Origin of the sequence: Microbacterium sp. NPDC090281 (genome assembly GCF_044769635.1) — a bacterium.
GTDB lineage: Bacteria > Actinomycetota > Actinomycetes > Actinomycetales > Microbacteriaceae > Microbacterium.
In genome coordinates, this window is sequence record NZ_JBIVYH010000001.1 from 1,965,119 (window position 1) to 1,991,822 (window position 26,704).

Annotated in this window: 25 protein-coding genes; 17 read left to right on the forward strand and 8 right to left on the reverse strand. The window is 67.3% G+C overall.

The features are described 5' to 3' along the window. Nucleotides 1-12: 12 nt before the first annotated feature. Nucleotides 13-1,239 (forward strand): pyridoxal phosphate-dependent aminotransferase, encoded by a 1,227-nt coding sequence (locus ACIQTX_RS09425; protein WP_105528577.1) that lies wholly within the window; start codon nucleotides 13-15, stop codon nucleotides 1,237-1,239. On the opposite strand, the gene ACIQTX_RS09430 is transcribed toward ACIQTX_RS09425, so the two are convergent. Continuing rightward, the gene (locus ACIQTX_RS09430) at nucleotides 1,163-2,404 is read right to left on the reverse strand and encodes a CpaE family protein (protein ID WP_402971597.1); all 1,242 of its coding nucleotides are present in this window, start codon (nucleotides 2,402-2,404) and stop codon (nucleotides 1,163-1,165) included. The two genes, ACIQTX_RS09425 and ACIQTX_RS09430, sit on opposite strands and share 77 nt — an antisense overlap. Continuing rightward, nucleotides 2,401-3,021 (reverse strand): SAF domain-containing protein, encoded by a 621-nt coding sequence (locus ACIQTX_RS09435; RefSeq protein WP_402971599.1) that lies wholly within the window; start codon nucleotides 3,019-3,021, stop codon nucleotides 2,401-2,403. The genes ACIQTX_RS09430 and ACIQTX_RS09435 overlap by 4 nt, the downstream gene beginning before the upstream one ends. 97 nt (nucleotides 3,022-3,118) lie before the next feature. Here ACIQTX_RS09435 and ACIQTX_RS09440 point away from each other — a divergent pair, with 97 nt between their 5' ends. After that, complete coding sequence (locus ACIQTX_RS09440; protein WP_402971602.1) at nucleotides 3,119-3,397, forward strand: helix-turn-helix domain-containing protein; 279 nt, start codon at nucleotides 3,119-3,121, stop codon at nucleotides 3,395-3,397. Here the strand turns inward: ACIQTX_RS09440 and ACIQTX_RS09445 are convergent. Continuing rightward, nucleotides 3,385-3,996, reverse strand: coding sequence for a hypothetical protein (locus ACIQTX_RS09445; RefSeq protein ID WP_402971605.1), 612 nt, complete (start codon nucleotides 3,994-3,996; stop codon nucleotides 3,385-3,387). The two genes, ACIQTX_RS09440 and ACIQTX_RS09445, sit on opposite strands and share 13 nt — an antisense overlap. Before the next feature lie 131 nt (nucleotides 3,997-4,127). Between ACIQTX_RS09445 and ACIQTX_RS09450 the strand changes: the two genes are divergently transcribed. Next, on the forward strand, nucleotides 4,128-4,514 hold the full coding sequence (locus ACIQTX_RS09450; protein WP_028503728.1) for an Rv3235 family protein: 387 nt from the start codon (nucleotides 4,128-4,130) through the stop codon (nucleotides 4,512-4,514). A 24-nt stretch (nucleotides 4,515-4,538) separates the two neighbouring features. Then, the gene (locus ACIQTX_RS09455; protein WP_402971608.1) at nucleotides 4,539-6,023 is read left to right on the forward strand and encodes a sensor histidine kinase; all 1,485 of its coding nucleotides are present in this window, start codon (nucleotides 4,539-4,541) and stop codon (nucleotides 6,021-6,023) included. Between the two features lie 63 nt (nucleotides 6,024-6,086). Here ACIQTX_RS09455 and ACIQTX_RS09460 read toward each other — a convergent pair whose 3' ends face one another. Continuing rightward, nucleotides 6,087-6,335 (reverse strand): WhiB family transcriptional regulator, encoded by a 249-nt coding sequence (locus tag ACIQTX_RS09460; RefSeq protein WP_028503730.1) that lies wholly within the window; start codon nucleotides 6,333-6,335, stop codon nucleotides 6,087-6,089. Nucleotides 6,336-6,565: 230 nt separating this feature from the next. Between ACIQTX_RS09460 and ACIQTX_RS09465 the strand changes: the two genes are divergently transcribed. Then, complete coding sequence (locus ACIQTX_RS09465) at nucleotides 6,566-6,952, forward strand: hypothetical protein (RefSeq protein ID WP_402971611.1); 387 nt, start codon at nucleotides 6,566-6,568, stop codon at nucleotides 6,950-6,952. Between the two features lie 24 nt (nucleotides 6,953-6,976). Here the strand turns inward: ACIQTX_RS09465 and bcp are convergent, their stop codons facing one another. From bcp to aroA, 3 genes are read right to left on the reverse strand one after another with little or no spacing between them, the layout of a single operon-like run. Continuing rightward, nucleotides 6,977-7,450, reverse strand: coding sequence for a thioredoxin-dependent thiol peroxidase (gene bcp / locus ACIQTX_RS09470; RefSeq protein WP_402971614.1), 474 nt, complete (start codon nucleotides 7,448-7,450; stop codon nucleotides 6,977-6,979). Nucleotides 7,451-7,459: 9 nt separating this feature from the next. Beyond that, the gene (gene rsgA, locus ACIQTX_RS09475) at nucleotides 7,460-8,530 is read right to left on the reverse strand and encodes a ribosome small subunit-dependent GTPase A (RefSeq protein ID WP_402971617.1); all 1,071 of its coding nucleotides are present in this window, start codon (nucleotides 8,528-8,530) and stop codon (nucleotides 7,460-7,462) included. A 2-nt stretch (nucleotides 8,531-8,532) separates the two neighbouring features. Next, nucleotides 8,533-9,849, reverse strand: coding sequence for a 3-phosphoshikimate 1-carboxyvinyltransferase (gene aroA, locus ACIQTX_RS09480; RefSeq protein WP_402971619.1), 1,317 nt, complete (start codon nucleotides 9,847-9,849; stop codon nucleotides 8,533-8,535). A gap of 70 nt (nucleotides 9,850-9,919) precedes the next feature. Here aroA and ACIQTX_RS09485 point away from each other — a divergent pair, with 70 nt between their 5' ends. From ACIQTX_RS09485 to ACIQTX_RS09535, 11 genes are all read left to right on the forward strand, one after another. Next, complete coding sequence (locus ACIQTX_RS09485) at nucleotides 9,920-10,582, forward strand: sigma-70 family RNA polymerase sigma factor (RefSeq protein ID WP_028503735.1); 663 nt, start codon at nucleotides 9,920-9,922, stop codon at nucleotides 10,580-10,582. After that, nucleotides 10,579-10,824: a zf-HC2 domain-containing protein gene (locus ACIQTX_RS09490; RefSeq protein WP_028503736.1), complete on the forward strand. Its 246-nt coding sequence runs from the start codon at nucleotides 10,579-10,581 to the stop codon at nucleotides 10,822-10,824. The genes ACIQTX_RS09485 and ACIQTX_RS09490 overlap by 4 nt, the downstream gene beginning before the upstream one ends. 33 nt (nucleotides 10,825-10,857) lie before the next feature. After that, nucleotides 10,858-12,162, forward strand: a complete 1,305-nt coding sequence (locus ACIQTX_RS09495; protein WP_402971622.1) for a GNAT family N-acetyltransferase — start codon at nucleotides 10,858-10,860, stop codon at nucleotides 12,160-12,162. Between the two features lie 208 nt (nucleotides 12,163-12,370). Continuing rightward, nucleotides 12,371-14,035, forward strand: coding sequence for an ABC transporter substrate-binding protein (locus ACIQTX_RS09500; RefSeq protein WP_402971624.1), 1,665 nt, complete (start codon nucleotides 12,371-12,373; stop codon nucleotides 14,033-14,035). Nucleotides 14,036-14,075: 40 nt separating this feature from the next. Next, on the forward strand, nucleotides 14,076-15,080 hold the full coding sequence (locus tag ACIQTX_RS09505; protein WP_028503739.1) for an ABC transporter permease: 1,005 nt from the start codon (nucleotides 14,076-14,078) through the stop codon (nucleotides 15,078-15,080). Then, nucleotides 15,073-16,065 carry an ABC transporter permease gene (locus ACIQTX_RS09510; RefSeq protein ID WP_028503740.1) on the forward strand — a complete coding sequence of 331 codons (993 nt, stop codon included), beginning with the start codon at nucleotides 15,073-15,075 and terminating at the stop codon, nucleotides 16,063-16,065. The genes ACIQTX_RS09505 and ACIQTX_RS09510 overlap by 8 nt, the downstream gene beginning before the upstream one ends. Continuing rightward, a complete protein-coding gene (locus ACIQTX_RS09515) occupies nucleotides 16,062-16,919 on the forward strand; it encodes an ABC transporter ATP-binding protein (protein WP_402971627.1) in 858 nt (285 codons plus the stop codon). Before ACIQTX_RS09510 ends, ACIQTX_RS09515 begins: the two co-directional genes overlap by 4 nt. Continuing rightward, nucleotides 16,916-17,800: an ABC transporter ATP-binding protein gene (locus ACIQTX_RS09520; RefSeq protein ID WP_402971629.1), complete on the forward strand. Its 885-nt coding sequence runs from the start codon at nucleotides 16,916-16,918 to the stop codon at nucleotides 17,798-17,800. The genes ACIQTX_RS09515 and ACIQTX_RS09520 overlap by 4 nt, the downstream gene beginning before the upstream one ends. Nucleotides 17,801-17,825: 25 nt before the next feature. Beyond that, nucleotides 17,826-18,968: an ROK family protein gene (locus tag ACIQTX_RS09525; RefSeq protein ID WP_402971631.1), complete on the forward strand. Its 1,143-nt coding sequence runs from the start codon at nucleotides 17,826-17,828 to the stop codon at nucleotides 18,966-18,968. 43 nt (nucleotides 18,969-19,011) lie between these two features. Beyond that, on the forward strand, nucleotides 19,012-20,268 hold the full coding sequence (locus ACIQTX_RS09530) for a 6-phospho-beta-glucosidase (protein WP_028502969.1): 1,257 nt from the start codon (nucleotides 19,012-19,014) through the stop codon (nucleotides 20,266-20,268). Next, the gene (locus ACIQTX_RS09535; protein ID WP_402971633.1) at nucleotides 20,265-21,281 is read left to right on the forward strand and encodes an N-acetylglucosamine kinase; all 1,017 of its coding nucleotides are present in this window, start codon (nucleotides 20,265-20,267) and stop codon (nucleotides 21,279-21,281) included. The genes ACIQTX_RS09530 and ACIQTX_RS09535 overlap by 4 nt, the downstream gene beginning before the upstream one ends. Nucleotides 21,282-21,361: 80 nt before the next feature. On the opposite strand, the gene ACIQTX_RS09540 is transcribed toward ACIQTX_RS09535, so the two are convergent. Beyond that, nucleotides 21,362-25,048 (reverse strand): multifunctional oxoglutarate decarboxylase/oxoglutarate dehydrogenase thiamine pyrophosphate-binding subunit/dihydrolipoyllysine-residue succinyltransferase subunit, encoded by a 3,687-nt coding sequence (locus tag ACIQTX_RS09540; protein ID WP_402971635.1) that lies wholly within the window; start codon nucleotides 25,046-25,048, stop codon nucleotides 21,362-21,364. A 159-nt stretch (nucleotides 25,049-25,207) separates the two neighbouring features. Between ACIQTX_RS09540 and ACIQTX_RS09545 the strand changes: the two genes are divergently transcribed. Beyond that, nucleotides 25,208-26,662, forward strand: coding sequence for a GuaB1 family IMP dehydrogenase-related protein (locus ACIQTX_RS09545; protein WP_028502966.1), 1,455 nt, complete (start codon nucleotides 25,208-25,210; stop codon nucleotides 26,660-26,662). Nucleotides 26,663-26,704: the final 42 nt, after the last annotated feature.

Here is a 26,704-nt window from a genome sequence, read left to right on the forward strand (position 1 = left end):
TAGGCTTGGCCGATGACACCAACGCGCAACTTCGACCAGTCGTCGAAGCTCAAGAACGTCCTGTACGAGATCCGCGGAAACGCCCTCGTCGAGGCGGCGCGGTTGGAAGCGGAGGGCCACAAGATCCTCAAGCTGAACACCGGGAACCCGGCGATCTTCGGCTTCGATGCCCCCCATCAGATCGTGCACGACATGCTCGCCGCGTTGCCGACGGCGCACGGGTACAGCGACAGCAAGGGCATCATCTCGGCCCGGCGCGCTGTCGTGAGCCGATACGAGCAGATCGAGGGTTTCCCCCGGTTCGATCCCGACGACGTCTATCTCGGCAACGGCGTCTCCGAGCTCATCACGATGACGATGCAGGCGTTGCTGGACGAGGGCGATGAGGTGCTCATCCCGGCCCCGGACTATCCGCTGTGGACGGCGATGACCAGCCTCGCCGGTGGGACTCCCGTGCACTACCTCTGCGACGAGGACGATCAGTGGCAGCCCGATCTCGAGGACATCCGCTCGAAGATCACGCCGCGGACCAAGGCTCTCGTCATCATCAACCCGAACAACCCCACCGGAGTGGTCTACTCCCGCCAGATCCTCGAAGGACTGGTGCAGATCGCCCGCGAGAACCAGCTGCTGCTGCTCTCGGACGAGATCTACGACCGCATCCTGTTCGACGGTGCCGTGCACATCCCGACGGCGACGCTCGCTCCCGATCTGCTGTGCCTGACCTTCAACGGACTCTCCAAGACCTATCGGGTGGCGGGATACCGCTCGGGATGGATGGTCATCACCGGGCCGCAGGATCACGCCAAGGGCTTCCTCGAGGGGATCACGCTGCTGGCGTCGACTCGACTCTGCCCGAACGTCCCGGCCCAGTATGCCGTGCAGGCGGCGCTTTCCGGTGTGCAGTCCATCGATGCCCTGATCGCTCCGACCGGACGTCTGCATGAGCAGCGAGACATCGCCTGGGAAGGACTCGAGTCGATTCCGGGAGTGTCCTGCGTGAAGCCGGAGGGGGCGCTGTACGCGTTTCCGAAGCTCGACCCGAACGTGCATGAGATCAGGGACGACGCCAAGTTGGTCTATGACCTGCTGGTCTCGGAGCACATCCTGCTGGTCCAGGGCACCGGTTTCAACTGGGCGACCCCGGACCACCTCCGACTGGTCACGCTCCCCGAACCCCGAGTACTGAGCGAAGCCGTCGAACGACTGGGGAACTTCCTCTCGAGCTATCGGCAGTAGCGGTCGCCGTCTCGTGCGGTGAGAGTGTGGCGGCCAGCCGTCTCACCGCGGCGACGTAGGGGGAGCGTGGAGCGACGTCGGTCATGGGGCGGGCGTGCAGCAGTGCTGCGTCGGCCGCGCGCTGATCCGATGGCAGGAACACGACTTCGGTGATGCCCGCGAAGCGCTCGAGGGTGCGCCGCACCTGCCCGCGCGCATCGATCCCGAGGGGGCCCGGTCGGACCTGATTGACGACGACAGTGACCGGCGTCGGTGCCGTGAGACGACGCAGCTCCGCGTGGTCGCGAACGAACCTGCTGATGCCCAGAGGATCCGCTGACGCTATCGCGATGATGAGGTCAGCCTCGCTCAGAGACGCGGAGGTCGCAGCGTGGCGTCGGGGTCCCGCCAGGTCGTATGTGACCTCGTCGTCGGCGTCGAAGGCGTCGGCCACGTCGACCACCGTGTCCTCGATCCACTCGCGACAGACACCGAGTGTGGCGCGCAGGCGGGTGGATGACAGCTCGGGCCATCGATTCGGGCGGTTGATGCCGGGTAGCACCTCGATGTCACCGCCCCCGGTTGCGACTGTCGTCGCGAGTCTGGTCAGCTCGGCCGAGTCGAGGGCGCCGCGCTCAGCGCGACGGCAGGCAGCGGCCACTCCCGGAGCGTCGTCGCTGAGTCCGAGAAGCAGGGCGAGCGAGGGCGCGACCGTGTCGGCGTCGACCAGCGCCGTTCGGCGGCCCGTGCGGGTGAGTTCCACAGCGAGCTGGATCGCCAGGGTCGAGCGGCCCGGGGCACCGTGTGGTCCCCATACCGCGATGACACGATGCGGGGCAACAGGCTGGGGCAGTGCGGCGGTGTCCGTCTCGACGCTCAACGCCGCGGCGACCTCCCACCCGGCAGCCCCCGGGTGGAGGGGCGTGGACAGGCCGAGTCGTCCCAGTAAGCGGCTGTCCGCGCTGCCGAGGGCGAGAATGCGCACTCCGGCACGGTCGCAGGTCGCGATCAACTCGGCGGTCAACACCGCGCGGGTGGCCGGGACGATGATGGCCTCGGTCCCCGGCGGAATCACGACGGCGGGGCTGGGGGCGATGATCGCGACGACCTCGACTCCCTCGAGCTCCAGCTCCGTCGCCAGCTCGCCTGCGCGCGGCTGCGGGATCGCAACGATGACGCTCGTCATGACCCTGACCCGACCGGCACCACCGAGAGGGCTGAGCCTCCGGTGATCGCGGCGAGAACGTCAGCCACGTCGGCTCTGTCGATCACGACCTCGAGTTGGGTCCCTGTATCGGCGAGCACGCCTTCCGGCTTGAGTACTTCGTGCACGATCACATCGGCGACGAGGATGCGCGGGGTGTCGTACGACCGCCCTTCGTCGACGGGAGGCGCCTGCCAGAGTTCGACGATCGTGCCGGCCTGCACGCCATCGGGGATACCGGTGGTGCTCTCGATGACGATGGTGGTGGTGCGGTTGCGGTCCGCATCCGTGAGCGCCGAGGCGGGCACGATCTCACCGCTCTCCAGCGTGCGTGCCGCGACCTTGCCGGGTTGAAGGTCTTCCGGGCCGAGGTAGTCCTCCGCCAGAGGGCCCAGGCCCACCTCGATCACCCGGAAGTCTCCGGAGGTCAGTGTTTCGCCTTGCGTGATCGTCCGGTTCGTCTGGAGCACGGGTATCGCATCGTCGGATGCGGAGACGATGAGCCAGACCCCGGTGATCGAGAGCACGACCAGAGCGATGCCCACGAGGAAGCGGACATCGCCCCAGAACGCGCGTCGAGGAGGAGAGAGGGAAGCCATGGCGATATCGTCACAGAAATGCTTCCGGCGCCCTCCGAGTTATCCACAGGGAGTGTTCGAGCCGGATCCGAGGGAACCGCTGGGGGAGAATGGACACATGTCAACCTCTTCCGCTCGCGCACCGCGTTTCCTCGCGCCTGCGCAGGTGGCAGAACTGTTGAGCATCGGTGTCGACGAGGTGATCGCTCTCGTTCATGAGGGGCGGCTCCGCGGTGCGCAGTTGGGGTCGCCGCCTCGCTGGCGCGTCGAAGAGCCGAGCCTCGACGAGTACCTGGCCGAAGAGTCCGAGAACTCCCGCCGGATGGCGCTGTGGAGACAATCACACACCGCGAGCTTCCCCGAGGTCTGGGGCACGTCTTCGGCTCACGGCGTCTGATCACCGGGAGTTCTCACCGCGACGAGCGATGAGAACGGGATGATGCGGAAACCATGCACCGCCCCGGCGAGGCGTGGTTCTCCCGGGTCGTGCAGGGCGACATCGAGGTGATCGGCCGCTGCTCGGTCGATCGTGCCGTGCACATCGTCGCCCAGGTGGGTGCTGATGTGCAGCGGGACGCGGCGACGCGCGAGGTCGCGCAGCACGAAGCCGAGCGTCATCCGCTCTCGGAGCGGCAGTTCGGCGGAGATCGGCTCCTCGAGGCTTGCCAGGATCATGCCGTGGTCCGTGGCGATACCCGCGATAGCCGCGAGCGGTAAGAACAGCGCGGAGGGCGCGACACGGCTTTCGCCGGTGCCGCGGGTGGAGACGGCGATCCAGTCGGCCCCGAGCATCTGCAGCACGACGGGAAGTCGTCGGCCGTTGACGAGGTCGATCGTGGCGTCCGCGCCTGCGCCGCACAGCACCCGAAGCCGTGAGCGCAGATCCAGACGTGCGATCCGCAGTCGCTCGGATTCGGTGTCGAGCATGGCTCGCTCGGCCTCCCATTCCGAGGACAGTTGGCCTTCGAGGTCTTCGAACAGACGGTCCCAGTGCATCCGACAGAGCGTAGGCGAGGCTGACCCGCGGCGTACGAGTTATCCACATTCTTCCTCCCTCTCCGCTCCGCGGACGGGGGCCGGGTGCTGTACTGGCGACTCGCAGACCTGGCCACGACCGAGAGTTCGACATGACGCCGCACGAGTACTTCGCCCCCCAGCCGACACCGACCAGCGAGCTCCCCGACCCGCTGCCGCTGCTGCGCGGTCTCACGCACGGCGTCCTCGAGGTTCTCGCCGGAGTCAGAGAGGTCGATCAGCTCGCCAGGTGGTTCAGCGAGGACGCCTTTCGGAGCCTGGTGACCAGGGCGAACCTTTCAGCGAGGGCACGCAGCGCACGTGGCGTCGCACCCGCGCGCCCCACCTTCGAGATCCGGGCGCTGAGAGTGACGGAACCCCTCGACGGGGTGATCGAAGCCGTCGTCGTCGTGGCCGGACCCGGTCGCACGCGAGCGGTGGCCGTTCGTCTCGACGGGATCGATCGTCGCTGGCGCGCGACGTCCCTGGCGATTCTCTGAGGCATCAGACCGTAGGCTGGTCAGGTGTCAACCCTCAGTGATCTCGCACATGCCCAGGGGCTTCTGACCGACAGCGATGTCGAATGGCTCCACCGCCTCGCCGGTGACGGACAGCTCCTCGCCGACCTCGCGTCAGCCGACATCGTGATCTGGATCCAGACCGACGACGGTTCGTTCATCGCGGTCGCCCACGCGCGACCGAGCGGCGCCGCGACCCTCTTCTATCGCGACATCGTCGGCGAGAGGGTGCGACCGCAGTGGCGTACCCAGGTGCAGGGCGCCTTCGAGTCGGCGGAGATCGTCGATTCATCGTCACCCGACTGGTTCGAGGAGACGCCGACGCGGGTACGGGCTGTCCCGATCGTGAGTGTTCGTCGCGGTGCCGATGCAGGCGCGACCGTGATCGGGGTTGTCACCCGGCACACGAATCTGGGTGAGGTTCGCACCCCGTCACGACAGCAGATCACTTTCGACGAATGCGCGAACGATCTGTTCCGGATGATCGCCGATGGCAGCTTCCCCGATCTGACCTCGCCGACCTCGCCGCGGCGAGGCGCTCCGCGCGCGTCTGACGGGCTCATCCGCATCGATGTCGATGGGATCACCACCTTCGCCAGCCCGAACGCGCTCTCGGCATTCAACCGCATGGGGTTCGATGACGAGCTGGAGGGGGAGTCCCTCGCCGAGGTCACGACCCGACTCGTCCCGCCCTCCCGGCAGGTCGATGAGTCGCTCCCCGTCGTGGTCACGGGACGCGCGCCCTGGCGCACGGACATCGAGGCCAGGGGCGTGACGGTATCGCTGCGAGCGATTCCGCTGAAGGATCACGGGACCCGCATCGGTGCGATCGTGCTGTGCCGCGACGTCTCGGAGCTGCGCCATCAGGAACAAGAGCTCATCACCAAGGACGCGACGATCCGCGAGATCCACCATCGGGTCAAGAACAATCTGCAGACGGTGGCATCGCTCCTGCGGATCCAAGCGCGCCGTACGCACTCGGACGAGGCGCGAGACGCACTCACACAGGCGATGCGCCGGGTGGATGCGATCGCCGTGGTGCATGACACGCTGGCTCAGGGCCTGACGCAGAAGGTCGATTTCGACGAGGTCTTCCACCGCGTGCTCAAACTCGTCGCAGAGGTCGCCTCGGCGCCGAACACACGCGCCCGCACGCAGTCGACCGGACGATTCGGTGTGCTTCCGAGCGAGTATGCGACTCCGCTCGCGCTCGCGCTCACAGAGGTCGTGACGAACGCCGTCGAGCACGGCCTCGCCGGTCAGGAGGGACTCGTCACGATCGACGCCAAGCGCACGGAGGAGAACCTGCGTGTGACGGTGCGAGACACGGGACTCGGCCTGCCCGAAGGCCGGATCGGACAGGGCCTCGGCACTCAGATCATCCGCACGCTCATCCAGGGCGAACTCGGTGGGACGATCGAGTGGCATGGGAGCGACGGCGAAGGCACCGAGGTGGTCATCGACATTCCGCTGCGCTGGCTGGAGCGGTGAGTCCGGACGCGCCCGAACAGACGGAAGCGGCCTGAGAGTCGATCTCAGGCCGCTTCCGGAAGTTCAGGACGCGCGACGTGCGCGTGCGGCGCGACGCTTCAGAGCGCGACGCTCATCCTCGGACAGGCCGCCCCAGACGCCCGAGTCCTGGCTGCTCTCGAGGGCGTACTGCAGGCAGATCTCCGTGACCGTGCAGGTGGCGCAGACAGTCTTCGCCTTCTCGATCTGATCGACAGCCGGGCCGGTGTTCCCCACGGGGAAGAAAAGCTCGGGGTCGACAGTCAGGCAGGCGGCTTTATCGCGCCAGTCCATGGGGGCTCCTCGGTGTGGATTTCAAGAGATGTCGGGATGCGACGTCTCGGATTCGGGTAGCAGTTCGGGTTCCGCTACCCTTTTTAGATGCGGACGGATGTCCGCGAATAGTGATGCGAGTGTGAAAACTCGCCCCACGCCGCTGTGGGAGCACATGACTTTCTCTATTCTGTTACATGAAAACCATGAAATCAAGGGTTTTCTTCACTGAGCGATCCCATGGAGACACCTTGCGCGCACCTCGACTGGCCCTCGCCGCGGCGGCTGTGCTCGCTCTGGAGGGTGTCGCGCTCCTCGCCTTCGCCGTCATCGAGTTCGCGGGCCTCGGCGCGGGTGACGCCTCGTCGATCCCGACCGCGGTGGCGCTCATCGTGCTCACGTTGATCGGAGCGGCTGCACTCTTCGCCTTCGCGTTCGGTGTGCGCGCAGGGCGCTCATGGGCGCGTTCCGGGGGAGTGGTGTTCCAGGTGCTCGCCGTCGCGCTCGCTCTGGCGTCGCTCACGCTGCAGCCCATCTCGTGGGTGTTCACCCTCGGGGTCGGGCTTCCCGGTCTCGTCGGGTTCGCCCTGCTGGTCTCGAGCGCGCGTCAGGAGGGCGAGCGCCGAGAGGCGGAATGACCTACCGCAGGGAACTGCGGGAGATCAGGCGTCGATTCCGAGCTGCTTGCGCAGCCGCGCCACGTGCCCGGTGGCCTTGACGTTGTACTGGGCGAGGACGATCTTGCCGTCTTCGTCGATGACGAACGTGGAACGGATCACACCCTCGACGAGCTTGCCATAGTTCATCTTCTCGCCCCAGGCGCCGTAGGCGGAGTGAACCGTGTGATCCGGATCGCTGAGGAGCGGGAAGGTGAGGCCGTCGCGCTCGCGGAACTTCGTCAGGGTCGCGGGCTCGTCGCGGGAGATTCCGATGACCCGGTATCCGGCGCCCTGGAGGGAGGAGATGCTGTCGCGGAAGTCGCAGGCCTCGGTCGTGCAGCCCGGCGTCATCGCCGCCGGGTAGAAGTACAGCACGGTCTTCTGACCACGCAGATCTGACAGTCGGACTGTAGACCCGTCCTGGTCGAGGAGGGAGAAGTCGGGAGCTGCGGTTCCGGATTCGAGGCGCTGAGTCACCTCTTCAGCTTATCGGCCGGGCGCCTGCTCCGCCTTGTCGGAGAACGTCTGCAGCAGCCGCTGCAAGGAGTCGAGCCGGGCACGTCCGGTCTCGCCCAGCTCGCCGCGCTCCGCCGCTTCAATGAGTGCGCAGTCGGGGGCATCGGCCAAGTGGGTGCAGCCGCGAGGGCAGTTCTCGGCGATGAGGGCGAGCTCCGTGAACGCCGCGAGGATGTTCGCCGGATCGACGTGTCCGAGACCGAACGAGCGGACACCCGGGGTATCGATCACCCAGCCGGTGCCGTCGGCGCCCTCGTAGCGCAGAGACACCGTCGATGAGGAGGTGTGGCGTCCTCGCCCCGTGACCTGGTTCACGTGGCCGGTGGCGCGGTCGGCCGTCGGGACGAGCGCGTTGACGAGGGTGGACTTGCCGACACCGGAGTGGCCGACGAAGACGGTGGAGTGGCCGACGAGAGCGTCGCCGATCTCATCGAGGGGCATCTCGTCCTGCGCGCTGGTGAACACGCGGAGGTCGAGGCCGTCGAAGTGGGTGAGGAACTCCGTCGGATCCGCGATGTCGGTCTTGGTCACGACCAGAAGCGGACGGATGCCGGCATCGAGTGCGGCGACGAGGTATCGGTCGACGAGGCGTGCGCGGGGTTCGGGGTCGGCTGCCGCGACCACCACGAGCATCTGGTCGGCGTTGGCGACGATGACCCGCTCCACCTGGTCGGTGTCATCGGCGCTGCGCCGGAGGAGTGACGTGCGATCCACGATGCCGATGATGCGCGCGAGCGTTCCCTCGTCTCCCGAGGTGTCTCCGACCACGCGCGCCTGATCGCCCGTCACGATCGGCATGCGTCGCAGCTCTCGGGCCCTGGTCGTCGTGATCATCCGTTCTTCGGGGGTGTCCTCGTCGAGCAGGACCGAGTACCGGCCACGGTCGACACCGAGCACTCTGCCCACCTGGGCGTCCTCGTGCGCGGGGCGACGCTTGGTGCGCGGCCGGTTCGCCTTCGGGTTGGGGCGGGTCCGGATGCTGCTCTCGTCGAAGTCCTCGAAGTCGTCTTCGAGGTCATCAGTGTCGTCGAGCCAGCTCACCGTCAGCCTCGCAGCATCCGCTCCCAGAGCGCGGTGAACTCCGGGAGGGTCTTGGCGGTCGTGCCGATGTCGTCGATCTCGACGCCGGGAACCCGCAGGCCGATGAGCGCTCCGGTCGTGGCCATCCTGTGGTCGTGATGCGCAGCCCAGCCTCCGCCGTGGAGTGCGCGGGGAATGATGCGGAGTCCGTCCGGAAGCTCTTCGGCCTCGCCGCCGAGCTTGCGGAGGTTGCCGATCAGCGCGGCGATCCGATCCGTCTCGTGCAGGCGGATGTGCCCGATGCCCCTGATGGTCGTGGGCGACTCCGCGAACGCGGCGAGGCCGACCAGGGTCGGTGTGAGCTCGCTCGCGGACGAGAGATCGAGGTCGAGACCGCGGATGCTCGACCCCGCGCGCACCGTGAGGATGCCGGCGTGACGGCCCACGTGGGCTCCCGCGGCCTGCAGGATGTCGGGCAGTAGTGCTCCGGGCTGGGTCGAGTGCGCCGGCCAGCCGGTGATCGACACCGATCCACCGGCGACGAGGGCGGCAGCGAGGAACGGCGCGGCGTTGGAGAGATCGGGTTCGATCGCGATCTCCTTCGCGCGCGGGACTCCGGCCTCGACGAGCCACTCGCCGACGGCGGGGCGCTCGATGCGGATGCCGCGTCGGCTCAGGGCCTCGATGGTCATGTCGATATGCGGAAGGCTCGGCAGGTGCTCGCCCGTGTGGACGAGGTGCAGGCCCACGTCGAACCGCGGAGCGGCGAGCAGGAGGCCGGAGACGAACTGGCTCGACGCCGACGCATCGATCTCGACACGGCCGCCACGGATGCGACCGTGGCCGCGGATCGTGAACGGGAGCGACCAGGTGCCTTCGTCGTCGATGTCGACGCCGAGGTCGCGCAGGGCGCTGATGAGCCCGCCCATCGGACGATGCAGGGCCGTCTCATGCGCGGTGAGATGCACGTCGTGTTCGGCGAGCCCGGCCAGTGGAGCGATGAAACGCATCACGGTGCCGGCCTGACCGCAGTCGATCGTCGTGCCGCCGCTGAGCTTCGCCGGGGTGACGACGAGGTCGGGGCCGAACTCGTGACCGGCATCCACCTCCTCGATACCGACGCCGAGCGCGCGCAGCGCATCGACCATGCGTGCGGAGTCATCCGAGTGCAGCGGGGCGATCAAGCGGCCGGGCCCATCGGCGATCGCGGCGATCATCAGCTCGCGGTTGGTCAACGATTTGGACCCGGGGATCGTGAGCTCCGCGTGGACGGGCACGTCGGTCGTGGGCGCGGCATAGGCGCCCTGCACACGGGAGGGGGAATACCTGTTGGCGCTCATCGGTTCTCACCTTAGTAAACGCAGGGAGCTTCGTCGTGAAAGACAGGCATCCCGACCCGAAGGAGAGAGCATGACGGCGACGTTGGAGCGCGAGGTGATCGACCTCAGCGGCCTAGACTGGCCGGTGATGGATGACACCGTAACCGCAGACACCGTCGGCGACCCTCGGCGCGAGTTCGAGGAGCAGGCGATCCCCTTCATGGATCAGCTCTACGCCGCCGCGATGCGTATGACGCGCAACCCGGCAGACGCTGCCGATCTCGTGCAGGAAACGTTCGTCAAGGCGTATGGCTCCTGGGCGACGTTCTCGCAGGGGACGAACCTCAAGGCGTGGTTGTACCGGATTCTCACGAACACGTACATCAACATCTACCGCAAGCGGCAGCGGGAGCCCTATCAGGGCACGATCGACGAGCTCGAGGACTGGCAGCTGGGTGGGGCGGAGTCCACGACCGCGTCGCACAGCCGTTCGGCAGAGGCCGAGGCCATCGACCGGATGCCGGCGTCCGTCGTCAAGGATGCACTCCAGGCTGTGCCGGAGGACTTCCGGCTCGCGGTGTACCTCGCCGACGTCGAGGGGTTCGCGTACCAGGAGATCGCCGACATCATGAAGACGCCCATCGGCACCGTGATGAGCCGCCTGCATCGTGGCAGGCGCATGCTGCGGGAGCTGTTGGCAGATTACGCCGCTGAGCGGGGCATCGCCGCGGCTGAGACGAGGAGCAAGAAATGAGCGACTGCGGCTGCGACAAAGCCCGTCAGGATCTGGAGGAGTACCTCCGCGACGAGGTGTGCAAGACCGAGCACACCGAGATCCGAGAGCATCTCGAGAACTGCCCCTCGTGCAGGGATGAGGCTCTGGTCGCCACCACTCTCACCGACGTGATCGCCCGTGCGTGCAAGGAGACGGCACCGGAGGAGCTGCGCGACCAGGTGTTCGCACGCCTGCGTGCTGTCCAGGCGACCCAGCACTGACTCTGCGTCGGAGGGCATCGGTAGTGTGGAGCGATGACCTTCATCGATGCGCGCGACGTTCCCGCCGACACCACCTCGACTGAACGACTGGCTGCTGCAGGCCTCGACTATCGCGTCGTCGATCTGAGTGATGATGCGAGCGCTGCCGCGTTCGAGCGGGCCGTCGATCGGGGCTTCCTGGCGACCGAACCCAACGACGAGATGCTCGCGCAGGTGCGCAAGACCTTCGCCGCCAGACGCAACATCGGCGTCTTCGAGCCTGACGCTCCGGCGGCAGCGCTTCCGGTCGCGACGATCGACGGCTGGGTGACTCCGCTCACACTTCCCGGTGGCGCGGAGATCGGGATGTGGGCGATCAGTGTCGTCACGGTCTCGGCGACGCATCGCCGACGAGGCATCGCCAGAGCTCTGCTCGAGGGCGAACTGCGGGCGGCCGCATCGGCTGGAGTGCCCGTCGCGGGTCTCACGGTGTCTGAGGCGACGATCTACGGGCGCTATGGCTTCGGCTCCGCGATCCCGGTCGCGCGGTTCACGGTCGACACCCGGCGTGCGGGCTGGAGCGGACCGACCCCGGCCGGCCGTCTCGAGTACGTCGACCGCGAGACTCTCGCGGCCGACCTCGGGACAGTCCACGAGCGCTCGCGCCGGCGCGCTTCCGGACAGATTCCCGGCTGGCAAGGCCGCTGGGAGGGGTATGCGGGCATCGCGCCCACCCCGGATCGGGATCAGGCCCGCGGGGTGCGGTACCTCGACGAAGACGGCGTGCTGCGTGGCGTCATGGCCTACACGGTCGGTGAGGCGGGAGGCACCTTCCGATTCCGGATGGACGTGCGTCTGCTCGCTGCCGAGACCGCCGATGCCCGCGCTGCGCTGTGGCGCTTCGCGCTGCAGCACGACCTCGTCGACGAGGTCGTCGCCGACCTCCGCCCGCTCGATGACCCGCTGCCGTGGCTGGTGCACGACGCCCGCGGCGTGAAGCAGGAGGTGCACGACCATGGCTGGCTGCGCATCCTCGATCTCCCGACCGCGCTGACGGCACGTCGGTACTCCGCTCCTATCGACACCGTCCTCCGCGTCGAGGACGCCCTGGGCTTCGCGAACGGCGATTGGCGTCTGCGCGTGGACGAGTCCGGGACCGCGACTGTCGAAGAAGCGGCGGAAGGCTCCGCGGTCGACATCACGCTCGACGTCTCGACTCTCTCCGTGCTCTACGCCGGTGGGGTTCGTGCCGCGTCGCTGCACGGTGCCGGTCGCATCGCAGCCGACCCCGAGGCAGTCGAAGCCTTCGACCGCACGCTCGTCGCTTTCCCCGTGCCTTCGCTCGACATCTGGTACTGACGCGGTCCTCCCCGCCACCGCCCGGCGAGCGGGGAGCGCGCCCCTCGAGAATCGGCTTCGCGTGCCTACGTGAGGCCGATTCTCGTGTCTGAAGAAATAAACTAGAAACCTCTTTACTAGAAAGAGCCTTTACTATAATCTCGCCTCAGAGCGGATGCCCGTCCGCCCTGCTCGACTTCCGCAATGAAGCTCTTGAGACGAGGTTCCCATGCACGACAACCGCTGGAGGAAAACCCTTCCTCTCGTCGCCGGTGCCGCAGCACTCGCCCTGACACTGGCAGGCTGCACACCCGGTGGCAGCTCATCAGACGGCGATCGCCCGCTCCGCATGTGGTCGGGGTCGATGACCCCCATCACGAACAACTTCAACCCGTTCGCCGTCGACACCGCCACTCACATGACGTTCGGGGCGATCTACGAGCCGCTGTTCTTCTTCAATCAGCTCTCGGACGATGCGCCGGTCGGGATGCTCGGCGATTCCTACGAGTTCAACGACGACGGCACCGTTCTCACGATCACCATCAAGCCCGACCTCGAGTGGAGCGACGGCGAGGAGCTCACGGCCGAAGACGTCGCGTTCAGCCTCGGCTACGGCTCGAACCTCGACCCCGACATGGTGTCGGCAGAGGCCACCGACGGCACCACCGTCGTCGTCACCTACTCGTCGCCGAAGTTCACGGCGACGTCGCTGATCCTCGGTTCGACCTGGATCATCCCGAAGCACATCTGGTCTGAGATCGACGACTACATGACGGAGACGAACCCGAACCCTGTGGGCTCAGGGCCGTACACGCTCAAGTCGTTCACCGACGCCGCCTACACACTCGAGGCGAACCCGCTCTTCCGTGACGGCGCGCCCGCGATCAAGGAGGTGCAGGACATCGGCATCGACTCGAACCAGTCGTCCGAAGACCTGCTGAAGACCGGCAAGCTCGACTGGGTCGGTCAGTTCATCGCGAACCCGGACGGAGTCACCTCCAACGGACGCATCAGCACGATGAACCAGCAGCAGGACCCCACCGTGATCATGACCTGCTCCGACACCTCGATGGGGTGCGCGGGTGCGCAGACGGATCCTGCCGTCCGTCAGGCGCTGAACGTCGCGATCGACCGGGGCGCCATCAGCAGCAAGGCGTTCGCCGGTCTGTCGGGTGAGGCATCGCCGAGCTTCGCACTGCTGCCACGCGACGAGAAGTGGCTGAGCGATCCCTCGCTCGCGGTCAGCCCGCAGGAGCCCGACGCCGCGTCGGCGGAAGGGATCCTCGAGGCTGCCGGGTACTCGAAGGGCGATGACGGCTTCTACGGCAAGAACGGCACGGCCATCGAGCTGGACCTGTTCTCGCCCGACGGCTGGACCGACTACAACGACGCCGCCAAGCTCATCAGCGCACAGGCAGCGAAGGCCGGCATCCGTGTGAACGCACGGACGGTGTCGGAAGCCGAATACTGGACGCCGATCTCGACCGGTGAGTTCCAGCTCGCGCTCTACGGCATCACGCAGTCGCTGGTGGCGGATCCGTACTCCAACTACGACCAGTACTTCACGACGACGGCGAGTGCGAAGGTCGGCGCGGAGCCGACCAAGGGACAGAACTACTCCCGCTACACGAACCCCGTCGTGGACGAAGCCGTGAAGCAGGCGGGGGCGACCCAGGACGAGGCGATCAAGAAGGCAGCCTATGCCGCGGTGCAGACCGAGATCGCCCGCGACCTGCCGTACATCCCGGTGGTGCTCAACGCGTCGCAGTCCTTCTTCAACACGGCGGACTTCACAGGGTGGCCCACCGAGGACGACCTGTACGCGGCACCGCTGCCGTACCTGTCGACTGCTTCGGCCGTCATCCTGACCCACCTCCGTCCCGTCAAGAAGTAGGGCCGGCACCCATGGATCGATCCATCGAGAGGAGAGGCTCATGAAGTTCTGGATGCGCCGTGTCGCGTTCTACATCATCACGCTGTGGGCCGCGATCTCCCTCAACTTCCTGCTGCCGCGGTTGCTCCCCGGAGACCCCGCAGCGATCATGCTGGGCAAGCTCCGGCGTGCGAACGGGGGCAGGCCGCTCTCCGAGGAGACGATCAAGGCGATCACCTCGATCCTCGGTGCGGAGAAGGGATCGACACTGTGGGATCAGTACCTCGCCTACTGGGGCCGGCTGCTGCACGGTGATCTCGGGGTCTCGTCGACCCGATACCCGGCCCCGGTGGGCGAGCTCATCGCCGCGGCTCTGCCGTGGACGGTGACGCTCGTGGGAGCAGCCACGATCATCTCCTTCGTCCTCGGGATCATCGCCGGAGCGTGGGTCGGCTGGTTCCGAGGGACGTGGGTCGACCAGTTCGTGCCTATCACCACGTTCCTGCAGTCGATCCCGTACTTCTGGCTCGCGCTGGTACTGGTCGCGGTGTTCTCGGTGCAGTTGGGGTTGTTGCCGATCATCGGCGGGTACGACGTCTTCGAGTTCCCGGCGGGGCCGGAATGGACGCCGGCGTTCTTCGCCAGCGCGTTCGTGCATGCTCTGCTGCCCGCGGCGACGATCGTGATCTCATCCGTCGGCGGGTGGCTGCTCGGGATGCGGAACATGATGGTGCAGACCATGGCGGAGGACTACGTGCTCACCGCCGAGGCCAAAGGGCTCCGGCCCTCACGCATCCGCACGGCATATGCGGCACGCAACGCCTCGATCCCGAGCCTCGCGGGTTTCGGCATCGCGCTCGGATTCGTCGTCGCAGGTTCCATCGTCACCGAACAGGTGTTCAGCTACCCTGGTCTCGGCAAGCTGATGATCCAGTCCGTGCAGGGGCTCGACTACGCCCTGATGCAGGGAGTGTTCCTCGTCATCACCCTCACGGTGCTGGCGGCGAACTTCCTCATCGACCTCCTCTATGGATTCATCGACCCGAGAGTGCGCCGCGATGTCTGACCTGATCGTTTCCCCGTCCGAGTCGACCCACGCCGTCGCCGTCGCGCGGACTGCACGGCTGCGAGGCGGATTCCCCCGGGTCTCCGGCAAACTCCTCACGGGAGTGATCATGCTCGGCGCAATCGTGCTCTTCGGACTGATCGGGCCGCTGTTCCTCGGCGACCCGCGCGATGCGAGCTACGACGCGCTGCTCCCGCCGAGCCTCGAGCACCCGCTCGGCACGACCAAGCTCGGCTTCGACGTACTCGCCCAGGTCGCGACCGGCACGCAGGGTTCGCTCTTCGTCGGCGCGGTCGCGGGTGTGGTCGCGCTGTTCCTGGCCCTGGTGTTCGGTGTTCTCGCCGGATACTTCGGTGGCGCGCTCGATGAGACCCTGATGCTGGCCACGAACATCATGCTCGTGATCCCGGGCCTCCCGCTGGTGATGGTGATCGCCGCGTACGTGCAGCACACGGAGGGCCTCGGGGATCTTGCCCGCAGCTCGCTGCTCGTGGCGCTCGTTCTCGGTATCACCGGGTGGGCGGGGTCTGCGGTGGTGCTTCGCGGCACAGCGCGGTCGCTGCGCACCAGGGACTACGTCGCAGCCTCCGTCGTCGCGGGGGAGCGTCCGCTGCGAGTGATCTTCGTAGAGATCCTCCCGAACCTCGTCCCGCTGCTCGCTGCTCAGCTGATCTTCGGAGTGATCTTCGCAGTCCTCGGCGAAGCGGGGCTCTCGTATCTCGGCCTCGGACCCACCGGATCCATCACGCTCGGTACCGTGCTGAACGACGCGCAGACCGGTCAGGCCGTGGGCAGCGGTGCCTGGTGGTGGTTCGTGCCACCCGGTCTGATCATCGCGCTCATCGGGACCGCCTTGTCTCTGATCAACTTCGCGATCGACGAGATCGTGAATCCGAAGCTGCGTCTGGTGCCGGTTGCTGCTCGACGGCAGCGTCTGGCACGCCGAGCGGGTCGCGGCGTCGGGGGAGAGGGAGCAGTCGCATGACCGAGAAGACGGCGGTGTTGACGGCGCGGAATGTGTCGATTGAGTATGAGGTGGATCCGCCGGTGAGGGCGGTGCGGGATGTGTCGCTGACGTTGAACCGCGGCGAGATCCTCGGGCTCGCCGGGGAGTCGGGCTGCGGGAAGACGACTCTCGCGTATGGGATGAATCGGTTGTTGAAGGCTCCGGCGTTGATGACGGGTGGGGAGATCGTGTTTCATGACCGGGATGGTCATGACATCGACATCGTGGGTTTGGATGGGGAGGGTCTTCGGGCGTTCCGGTGGGACAAGATCTCGATGGTGTTCCAGGGTGCGATGAACTCGTTGAATCCGGTGATTTCGGTGAAGGCGCAGATCTTCGACATTTTCGACACGCACCGGCCCGGGATGTCGAAGAAGGCGAAGACGGCGCGGGCGGAGGAGCTGCTCACCCTCGTCGGTGTCGATCCGAATCGTTTGTCGAGTTTCCCGCATGAGTTGTCGGGTGGGATGCGGCAGCGGATGATGATCGCGATGGCTTTGGCCCTCGACCCGCAGGTGATGATCATGGACGAGCCGACCACGGCGCTTGACGTGGTGGTGCAGCGCGGGATCATCCGGGAGATCATGCGGTTGCGGGAGAAGCTCGGTTTCGCGGTGATTTTCATCACGCATGATCTGCCGATGTTGATTGAGATCAGTGACCGGATCGCGATCATGTTGCAGGGGCAGATCGTGGAGGAGGGGACGGCGGAGGAGATTTACCGGTTTCCGCAGCATGAGTACACGCGACGGTTGTTGTCGAGTTTCCCGTCGCTGAAGGGCGAGCGGGGCGATTTCGTGCGCACCGGTGTCAGCCAGGAGGGCGTCCGATGAACGCGAATACGAATAGCGCCGGGACGACGGTGCCGGGGACGGCGTCGTTGGAGGCGCGGAATCTGGTGAAGGATTTCCATCTGCGTTCCGGGTTCAAGACGAGCGTGTTGCATGCGGTGAAGGATGTGTCGTTCACGATCGAGGCCGGGAAGACGGTCGCTCTGGTGGGGGAGTCGGGGTCGGGGAAGTCGACGATCGCGCGGATGCTGATGAAGTTGGAGACTCCGACATCCGGGGAGATTCTTCTGGATGGGAAGCCGTCGGGTACTCGGGGGCGGGCGTTGGAGCGGTATCGCGCGGATGTGCAGATGGTGTTCCAGGATCCGTTCGCGTCGTTGAACCCGTTCCACACGATCGTGCATCATCTGGAGCGGCCGATCCGTCTGCATCACCCGGACCTGTCCCGCGCGCAGGTGCGGGAGCGGGCGGTGGAGCTGTTAGAGCGGGTGCGTCTCACCCCGGGGGAGAGCTTCGCCGAGCGTCGCCCGCACGAACTGTCCGGCGGGCAGCGGCAACGTGTCGCGATCGCCCGAGCCCTCGCCCCGGGGGCGCGGTTCATCGTCGCCGACGAGCCCGTGTCGATGCTCGATGTGTCGATCCGGTTGGGGGTGTTGAACCTCCTCGCAGACCTGCAGCGCGAGGAGAACCTGGGCGTTCTTTACATCACGCATGATCTGGCCACGGCGAGGCATTTCTCGGATGAGATCATGGTGCTCTACAAGGGCGACGTCGTCGAACGGGGACCCGCGGACGAGGTCATCCTGAACCCGCAGCACGAGTACACCAAGACGCTCCTCGGCGCCGCGCCCGAGCCCGACAACCTCGGCCGCCTCCGCGACGAAGTCCGCACCGAACTCGGCATCGAACTCGGCACTGCCTGACCAGGCCGCTCGGAAGGAACAGTACATGTCACAGATCGACCCGGGAACCTCGGCCTGGTTGCGCACCAGGAACGACCGCGAGGCGTTTCGGCTGATCCTCGAGCACGGCTCCCTCACGCGGACCCGTCTGGGCGAGCTGTCGGGGATGTCGAAGCCGACGGCTACGCAGATGATCGCGCGGCTCGAGCGCGCCGAGCTGGTTCTGCCGGTCGGTGAGGTCGCGGGCAGTCGTGGTCCGAGCGCGGTCAGCTGGGGCGTGCGGACCGACCGCGTGGCCGGCGTCGCGGTGAACATGCTCGACGGCAGCATCCAGGCGTCTCTCGTCGACGCGGCAGGATCCGAGTATCCGATCGTCGATCTGCCGGTGCAGGGGGAGGAGCGTTCGCCCGAGCGCGACATCGCCCGCGCCATCGACGCCGCGTGTGCAGCGGCCGGCGCAGGCCGCGACACCATCGAGACGGTGACCGTTGCGGTGCAGGCGGCCGTCAGCCGCGGACAGGACACGCTGTCGCTGACCGACTCCCTGCCGGGCTGGCCCGCCTTCGGTGCCAGGGCACGGATCGAAGCCGAGCTCGGCGTCTCGGTGACGCTGGAGAACGACGTGAATCTCGCCACGATGGCTGAGCGTGCCGTCGGAGTCGCGCAGGAGGTCGACAGCTTCGCGTTCCTCTGGGTCGGGGTCGGCCTCGGCGTCGGCGTCGACCTCGGTGGCACGATCCATCGGGGTGCGCACGGGAGCGCAGGCGAGATCGGCTACCTGACGGTTTCAGCCGGTACGGGAGAGCCCGGCGCCGTCACCACCGACTTGCTCGGCTCTCAAGTCGTCCTCGACCTCCTGCGCGAGCGTGGCGTCGACTATCCGCAGGGCATCCTGGCTCTTGCCGATGACGAACAGGCGCTGCACACGGTCGCCGACCGGATCGCCCTCACCATCGAGCCCGTGCTCGTGGTGCTCGACCCCGCGATGATCGTGCTCGGTGGCCCTACGGGCCTGGCCGGAGGCCGCCGTCTCGCTGAGCTCGTCGCTGAAAGGGCCGCGGCTGAAGAACGACCGGTCCCCGAGGTGCGCCTCAGCGGTACCGGCGAGAGAGCTGTACTCGTCGGCGCCCGCCGACTGCTCGTCGAGCAGATCCGCACCATTCTCGAAGAACGCATCCCCACAGACTGACGCCCATCGACGGGCGGATGACCCTCAGGAACAAGGAGACCAGATGAAACTGGCCATCGTCGGCGGAGGATCGACGTACACCCCGGAGCTGATCGACGGCTTCATCCGCCTGCAGCGCGAGCTCCCCATCGAAGAGCTCGTGCTCGTCGACACGGACCCGAGGCGTCTGGAGCTCGTCGGCGCCGTGTCGCGTCGCATGTTGGCCCGCGGCGGGCATCCGGCTCGACTGATCACGACCGATGACCTCGTCGCCGGGGTGAGCGACGCCGATGCTGTGCTCATCCAGCTGCGGGTCGGTGGCCAGGACGCTCGGGAGCAGGACGAGAGCTGGCCACACGACGTGGACTGCATCGGGCAGGAGACGACGGGGCCGGGCGGACTCGCGAAGGCGCTGCGGACCGTCCCGGTGGTGCTCCGCATCGCCGATGTGGTTCGCCGGCATGCCAAGCCCGACGCGTGGATCGTCGACTTCACCAACCCGGTCGGCATCGTCACCCGTGCGCTGTTGCAGGCTGGACATCGTGCCGTCGGCCTCTGCAACGTCGCGATCGGCTTCCAACGGCGGTTCGCGGAGGAAGCCGGAGTCGAACCGGATCGGGTGGCGCTCGCCCACGTGGGACTCAACCACCTCACGTGGGAACGCGGCGTCTTCATCGACGGCGTCGACCGGCTTCCCGAGGCACTCGAGACCCGCGTCGGAGAACTGGCAGACACGGTCGAGCTCGCACCGGCACTGCTCGCGCAGCTGGGAGTGATCCCTTCGTACTACCTGCGCTACTACTACGCCCATGACGAGGTGCTGCACGAACAGCGGCACAACGCCACCAGGGCGGCAGAGGTGCGTGCGATCGAGAATGAGCTCCTCGGCCTCTACGCCGATCCGAGCGTCGACACCAAGCCCGCGATCCTCGAGAAGCGCGGCGGCGCCTTCTACTCCGAGGCGGCGATCGAACTGCTCATCGCGATCCGTGGCGGCACAGACCTGCCGCGTGTGGTCAACATGCGCAATGACGGTGTGCTGCCGTTCCTCCCCGACGATCACGTGATCGAGGTACCTGCCCGTCACGTCGGCGGACGATTCGTGGCCGAGCCTGTCGCTGCCCTCCCCGACGACATCAGCGGTCTGATCAGCGCGGTGGCTGGATATGAACGTCTCGCGCTGGATGCGGCGATCGGCGGCGGACGCGACCGGGTGCTGCGCGCGATGCGGGCGCATCCGCTGGTGCTGCAGCATGAGCGCGCTGAGAAGCTGACCGACCTGCTCCTGGCCGCCAACGCGCGATTCCTGGAGTGGGCGTGAGCGTCCCGGGGCGACCTGCGCTGGTTCTGGCGGTCGACGGAGGAGGTTCGAAGACCGACGTCGTGCTTCTCGACACCGACGGTGAGTTGCTGGCATGGGAGCGCGGCCCAGGGTCCAGCCCGCAGATCGACGGCCTGGACGAGTCTGTCCGGGTGATCGACGACCTCGTGCGTCGCGCGCTCGGCGACCACGAACCCCGTGAGCTCGCCGAAGTCGGCCTGTACCTCTCCGGTCTCGATCTCGCCGAGGAGATCGCGTCGTTCCGAGCGGCGATCTCGCTCCTGCACTGGGCGGATGAGGCTGCAGTCGAGAACGACCTGCATGCGCTCCTTCGTGCCGGGACCGACGCGGAGGACGCGATCGCGGTGATCTGCGGCACCGGGATGAACGCGATCGGTGTCCGTGCGGACGGCGCTCAGGTGCGTTTTCCCGCACTCGGTCCGCTTTCGGGCGACTGGGGAGGCGGGGCCGAACTGGGCGACGCCGTCGTCTGGCATGCCGCCCGCGCCGAGGACGGTCGAGGGCCGGACACCGCGCTCGTCGCACTGCTTCTTCGGGCGACCGGAGCACCATCGGTCGCGTCACTCATCGAAGACGTGCACCTGGGGCGCCGCCAGGGGCAGAGCTTCGCGGCGCTCGCCCCGGTGCTGTTCGAGGCGGCAGCGGCAGGAGACGCGGTCGCGCGCGGAGTAGTGCAGCGGCAGGCCGACGAGGTCGTCGCATTCGTGCGCGCCTGTGTGGAGCGACTCGGTCTGCGAGATACCGAGGTGCCGGTGCTCTTCGGGGGCGGCGTCGCCAGAGGACGGGACCCGTTCCTGCTCGAGAGCATCCGCGCGGGGCTGGCGGAACATGCTCCGGCGGCGTTCCTGCAGATCGTCGATGCCCCACCTGTGCTCGGGGCGGCTCTGCTCGTGCTGGGCGCTGCGGGGGCGGACGCAGCGGCGCTGGAGCGTGCGCGATCCGAGCTGAGCTCCGATCTGCGTGTCGCACCAGCGCCGGTGATCGTCGGCTGAACCGGCCGCAGGCCGCCTTCGGCTGAAACGAGAACGGGCGCCACGACCTGAGTCGTGGCGCCCGTTCTTCGTATGGGAGATCAGTCGATCGTCACGGCCGCGCGGATCAGCGCTGCCTGCTCGGCCGCGTGGACCTTCGACGATCCGGTCGCCGGCGATGCCGATGCCGAGCGTGCGATCGGACGGAACGAACGGTCTCCGGGAACATCGGCGAAGGCGAGAGCGAGGAACGGCCAGGCGCCCTGGTTCTCCGGCTCCTCCTGCACCCACACCAGCTCGGCGTTCGGGTAGGAGTCGGTGATGGCCTTGAGTTCGTCGATCGGCGTCGGGTACAGCTGCTCGAGCCGGACCAGCGCGACCTCGGGGTTCGGGTTCTTCTCGAGCTCGGCCCGCAGATCCCAGTGCACCTTGCCGGAGTGCACGAGCACGCGCTTGACGGCGGAGCGGTCGAGGCCGCGGTTGTCGTCGATCACCGGCTCGAAGCGACCCTGAGTGAACGCCTCGACAGGACTCGTCGCTCCGCGCAGACGCAGCATCGCCTTCGGGGTGAACACGATCAGCGGCTTGCGCGGACGCGCATAGGCCTGGCGGCGCAGCAGGTGGAAGTACGACGCGGGGGTCGACGGGCGCGCGACGATCATGTTCTCCTGCGCGCACAGCTGCAGGAAGCGCTCGATGCGAGCGGACGAGTGGTCCGGTCCCTGACCCTCGTAGCCGTGGGGGAGGAGCAGGGCGACGCTTGACTGCTGACCCCACTTCTGCTCGGCGGCCGAGATGTACTCATCGATGACCGACTGGGCGCCGTTGACGAAGTCGCCGAACTGCGCCTCCCAGAGGACGAGTGCCTCGGGAGCCTCCACCGAGTAGCCGTACTCGAAGCCGAGCGCGGCGTACTCGCTGAGCAGCGAGTCGTAGACGAAGAAGCGTCCCTGCGCGTCGGAGAGGTTCGACAGCGGCAGCCATTCCTGGCCGTTCGAACGGTCGTGCAGGGTCGCGTGGCGCTGCACGAACGTGCCACGACGCGCATCCTGACCGGCGAGGCGCACCGGGGTGCCCTCCACCAGGAGGGAGCCGAACGCGAGCAGCTCGCCGAAGCCCCAGTCGATGCCGCCGTTGCGGCTCATGTCGAGACGCTTCTCCAGCAGCTGCTGGATCTTCGGGTGCACCGTGAAGCCCTCGGGCTTGTTCACGAACGCGTCGCCGATCAGCTGGATGACCTCGCTCGGTACGCCGGTGACCTCGGGCGCGCCGACCTGATCGTCGACAGGTGGGAGCTCTGGGGCGATCGGCAGGGCGCCGGTCTCGGCGGCGTGTGTCTCGGCGAAGGCGATCTCCAGACGGTTCTGGAAGTCGGCCTTGGCCTCGTCGTACTCCTGCTCGGTGATGTCGCCGCGGCCGACGAGCGACTCGGTGTACAGGCGGCGGACGGACCGCTTCGCCTGGATGAGGTCGGTCATCAGTGGCTGCGTCATCGAGGGATCGTCGCCCTCGTTGTGACCGCGTCGGCGGTAGCAGACCAGGTCGATGACGACGTCGCGGTGGAAGCGCTCGCGATACTCGAACGCGAGCTGTGCGACGTGGATCACGGCCTCGGGGTCGTCACCGTTCACGTGGAACACCGGTGCCTGGATCGTCTTGGCGACGTCGGTCGCGTAGATCGAGGTGCGGCCGTCGTTCGGCGTGGTCGTGAAGCCGACCTGGTTGTTGACGACCACGTGGATCGTGCCACCGGTGCGGTAACCGCGCAGCTGCGACATCTGCAGGGTCTCGACGACGATTCCCTGGCCGGCGAATGCTGCATCGCCGTGCACCAGGATCGGCAGCCAGGCGAACGTGCCGATCGGCTTGCGGTCCTGCTTCGCGCGGACGATGCCCTCCAGCACGCCGTCGACCGTCTCGAGGTGCGAGGGGTTGGCTGCGAGGTAGACCGGGAGCTCGGACTCGTCGTCGGCGACGAAGGTGCCCTCGGTGCCGAGGTGGTACTTGACGTCACCGGATCCACGCTGGTTGCCGGGGGTCTGGGTGCCCTCGAACTCGCGGAACACCTGACCGTACGTCTTGCCGGCGATGTTGGTGAGCACGTTCAGGCGGCCGCGGTGGGCCATACCGATGGCGGCACCCTCGAGGCCCGCGGTGGCCGCACCCTGCAGGATCTCGTCGAGCAGCGGAATCAGCGACTCGCCGCCCTCGAGCGAGAAACGCTTCTGGCCGACGAACTTGGTCTGCAGGAAGGTCTCGAAGGCTTCGGCCTCGTTGAGCTTGCGGAGTACCCGCAACTGCTCGTCGTGGCCGGGCTTCTGGTACTTGACCTCGACCTTCTCCTGGAACCAGCGACGCTGCTCCGGATCCTGGATGTGCATGTACTCGATGCCGAGCGTGCGGCAGTACGAGTCGCGGAGCACACCGAGGATGTCGCGGAGCTTCGCGACCCGGCGACCACCGAAACCACCCGTGACGAATTCACGGTCGAGGTCCCAGAAGGTGAGGCCGTGGCTCTCGATCTCGAGGTCGGGGTGCGAGCGCTGCACGTACTCGAGCGGGTCGATGTCGGCCATGAGGTGACCGCGCACGCGGAAGGAGTTGATGAGCTCCTGCACACGGGACTGCTTGTCGACGCGCTCTGCGAGGTCGACGGCGATGTCGGGGTTCCAGCGGATCGGCGCGTAGGGGATGCGGAGGGCTGCGAAGATGTCGTCGTAGAAGCCGCGCTGCCCGATGAGCAGCTCGTGCACCTTCTTGAGGAATTCGCCGGAGCCGGCGCCCTGGATGACGCGGTGGTCGTAGGTGCTCGTGAGCGTGATCGTCTTGCCGATCGCCAGCTCGTTGAGCGTGCGCGCGCTGGCGCCCTGGAACTCGGCCGGATACTCGAGGGCACCGGCGCCGATGATGCAGCCCTGGCCCTTCATCAGACGCGGCACGGAGTGCACGGTGCCGATGCCGCCCGGGTTGGTCAGCGACACCGTGGTGCCCTGGAAGTCGCCGGCGGTCAGCTTGTTGCCGCGGGCGCGGGTGACCAGGTCTTCATAGGCGCCGAGGTACTCGGTGAACGAGAGCGTGTCCGCGTGCTTGATGCTGGGCACCATGAGGGCGCGAGTGCCGTCGGGCTTGGGCAGGTCGATCGCGATGCCGAGGTTGACGTGCGCGGGTGCGACCACGGAGGGCTTGCCGTCGACTTCGGCGTAGAACACGTTCTGACTGCGGAACTCGTCGAGAGTGCGGATGAGCGCCCAGCCGATGAGGTGGGTGAAGCTGATCTTGCCGCCGCGGGTGCGCGCCATGTGGTTGTTGATGACGATGCGGTTGTCGATCATCAGCTTCGCCGGCACCGTGCGCACGCTGGTGGCGGTCGGGACGGTGAGCGACTCGTCCATGTTGGCTGCGAGGGTCTTGGGCAGCCCGCGCAGCGGGGTGACCTTGTCCTCATCGACGGGGGACGGAGCCTCTTTCGACTCGGACTTCGCGGCAGGCTTCGGCGCCTGCGCGGGGATAGGGGCCGCAGCGGCGGGCTTCGCCGTCGTGCGGGCCACCGGCTGGGAGCCGATCACGGGGATCGGAGCCGTGACGGGATGGGCCGGCTGTGCCGGTGCGTCTGTGGATGCAGAGGGAGCGGCGGATGCCGTGTCGGAGTGGTACTTCTCGAGGATCGGCCACCATTCCTTGTCGACGGAATCGCGGTTCACCTTGAACTGCTCGTAGAGCTCTTCAACGAGCCAGGAATTGGCTCCGAACCCCCCGTCGCCGCCGACGCCGGTCACCTGGTTCGACACTCTCGATCGCCCTCTTTCATCGCTGAAGCTCTTCGGTGCGGACGTCGACGCAGGATGCGTTCGGGCCCGCACACTCTCGACTGACAAGCCTAACGTGTTTCGCCAGGTGAATCGTCGAACCGGGCGCCCACGGCGTCGTGATCTGGGTACCGTTGAAGCATGAAGTTCTCTGGAGCGCAGCCGACCGTCGATCTGACCTACTCGGACGTCTTCCTGGTGCCGCGCCGATCCGCGGTCACCAGCCGTCTCCAGGTCGATCTCGCCCCGCAGGACGGCACTCCTGCGACCCTGCCGCTCGTGGCAGCGAACATGAATTCCGTGACCGGTCCTCGCATCGCAGCGGTGCTCGCACGGCGTGGCGCGCTCGGCGTCCTCCCGCAGGACCTGCCGCTGCAGGACCTGGATGCCGCTATCCGTGAGGTGAAGTCGCAGCCGGTGCTCTGGGACACCCCGATCGTGCTTCCCCCCGAGGCATCTGCCGCCGATGCGCTGCGTCTGCTCCCTGCGACGAGCGGACACGGGATCGTCGTCGCGCGCGGGTCGGCACCGATCGACGTCGCGGACATCCTCGGCATCCTCCCCGCGACCAGGCTCGCCACGGCATTGCCCGATGCGCAGCTCGGCGATCTCGTCCACCGCGGCACCCCGTCGATCGACGCGGAGGACATCGGGTCGGAGCGACACGCGTTCGACGTCATCACCGACGCGGACGTCGAGATGGTGACCGTCGTGCACCACGGTCATCTCGTCGGCACATTGAGCGCACGCAGCGCGCTGCGCTCGACCCTCTACCGTCCTGCCGTCGACGCCGATGGCCGGCTCGCCGTCGCCGCGGCTGTCGGGATCAACGGCGATGTCGCCGCGAAGGCCAAGGCGCTGGCAGCGGCCGGAGTGGACGTGCTGGTCGTCGACACGGCTCACGGGCATCAGGAGGGCATGCTGCGGGCACTGCGCGCAGTCGCCGAGCTCGGCCTCGGTCTGCCGGTCGTGGCCGGCAACGTCGTCACCGCCGACGGCGTCGCCGACCTGGTCGATGCGGGTGCCTCGATCCTCAAGGTCGGCGTGGGTCCTGGCGCGATGTGCACCACCCGCATGATGACGGCCGTCGGCCGTCCGCAGTTCTCCGCCGTGCTCGAGACCGCGCAGGCGGCGCGCGAGCTCGGCGCCCACGTCTGGGCCGACGGCGGAGTGCGCTACCCGCGGGATGTGGCCCTCGCTCTCGCTGCCGGCGCGGCATCCGTCATGGTCGGATCCTGGTTCGCCGGGACGATCGAGGCGCCGGGAGAGCTGCAGCGCGATGCCGAGGGACGCCTGTTCAAGGAATCCTGGGGCATGGCATCGACCAAGGCTGTGCAGGCGCGCTTCGGTCGGCTCGACGCCTACGAGCGTGCGCGCAAGGAGCTCTTCGCCGAAGGCATCTCCTCGTCGAAGATCTATCTCGACCCGCTGCGCCCCGGCATCGAGGATCTGCTCGACATGATCACCTCGGGCGTGCGCTCGTCGTTCACCTACGCGGGTGCCGCATCCGTGCCGGAGTTCCATGACCGCGCCGTGGTGGGTCTGCAGTCGGCAGCGGGCTACGAGGAGGGCAAGGCGCTTCCGGTCAGCTGGTGATCGGGCGAGCGCACACCCAGCCGTCTTCGGTACAATCGTCGG

Coding starts and splice junctions, on each gene's coding strand:
- ACIQTX_RS09425 (WP_105528577.1), top strand. CDS start 13: ATGACACCAACGCGCAACTTCGACCAGTCGTCGAAGCTCAAGAACGTC.
- ACIQTX_RS09440 (WP_402971602.1), top strand. CDS start 3,119: ATGTCAACCTCTTCCGCTCGCGCACCGCGTTTCCTCGCGCCTGCGCAG.
- aroA (WP_402971619.1), bottom strand. CDS start 9,849: ATGAGCGCCAACAGGTATTCCCCCTCCCGTGTGCAGGGCGCCTATGCC.
- ACIQTX_RS09520 (WP_402971629.1), top strand. CDS start 16,916: ATGAACGCGAATACGAATAGCGCCGGGACGACGGTGCCGGGGACGGCG.
- ACIQTX_RS09505 (WP_028503739.1), top strand. CDS start 14,076: ATGAAGTTCTGGATGCGCCGTGTCGCGTTCTACATCATCACGCTGTGG.
- ACIQTX_RS09500 (WP_402971624.1), top strand. CDS start 12,371: ATGCACGACAACCGCTGGAGGAAAACCCTTCCTCTCGTCGCCGGTGCC.
- ACIQTX_RS09525 (WP_402971631.1), top strand. CDS start 17,826: ATGTCACAGATCGACCCGGGAACCTCGGCCTGGTTGCGCACCAGGAAC.
- ACIQTX_RS09460 (WP_028503730.1), bottom strand. CDS start 6,335: ATGGACTGGCGCGATAAAGCCGCCTGCCTGACTGTCGACCCCGAGCTT.
- ACIQTX_RS09545 (WP_028502966.1), top strand. CDS start 25,208: ATGAAGTTCTCTGGAGCGCAGCCGACCGTCGATCTGACCTACTCGGAC.
- ACIQTX_RS09445 (WP_402971605.1), bottom strand. CDS start 3,996: ATGCACTGGGACCGTCTGTTCGAAGACCTCGAAGGCCAACTGTCCTCG.
- ACIQTX_RS09495 (WP_402971622.1), top strand. CDS start 10,858: ATGACCTTCATCGATGCGCGCGACGTTCCCGCCGACACCACCTCGACT.
- ACIQTX_RS09485 (WP_028503735.1), top strand. CDS start 9,920: ATGACGGCGACGTTGGAGCGCGAGGTGATCGACCTCAGCGGCCTAGAC.
- ACIQTX_RS09435 (WP_402971599.1), bottom strand. CDS start 3,021: ATGGCTTCCCTCTCTCCTCCTCGACGCGCGTTCTGGGGCGATGTCCGC.
- ACIQTX_RS09450 (WP_028503728.1), top strand. CDS start 4,128: ATGACGCCGCACGAGTACTTCGCCCCCCAGCCGACACCGACCAGCGAG.
- ACIQTX_RS09510 (WP_028503740.1), top strand. CDS start 15,073: ATGTCTGACCTGATCGTTTCCCCGTCCGAGTCGACCCACGCCGTCGCC.
- ACIQTX_RS09490 (WP_028503736.1), top strand. CDS start 10,579: ATGAGCGACTGCGGCTGCGACAAAGCCCGTCAGGATCTGGAGGAGTAC.
- ACIQTX_RS09515 (WP_402971627.1), top strand. CDS start 16,062: ATGACCGAGAAGACGGCGGTGTTGACGGCGCGGAATGTGTCGATTGAG.
- ACIQTX_RS09430 (WP_402971597.1), bottom strand. CDS start 2,404: ATGACGAGCGTCATCGTTGCGATCCCGCAGCCGCGCGCAGGCGAGCTG.
- ACIQTX_RS09530 (WP_028502969.1), top strand. CDS start 19,012: ATGAAACTGGCCATCGTCGGCGGAGGATCGACGTACACCCCGGAGCTG.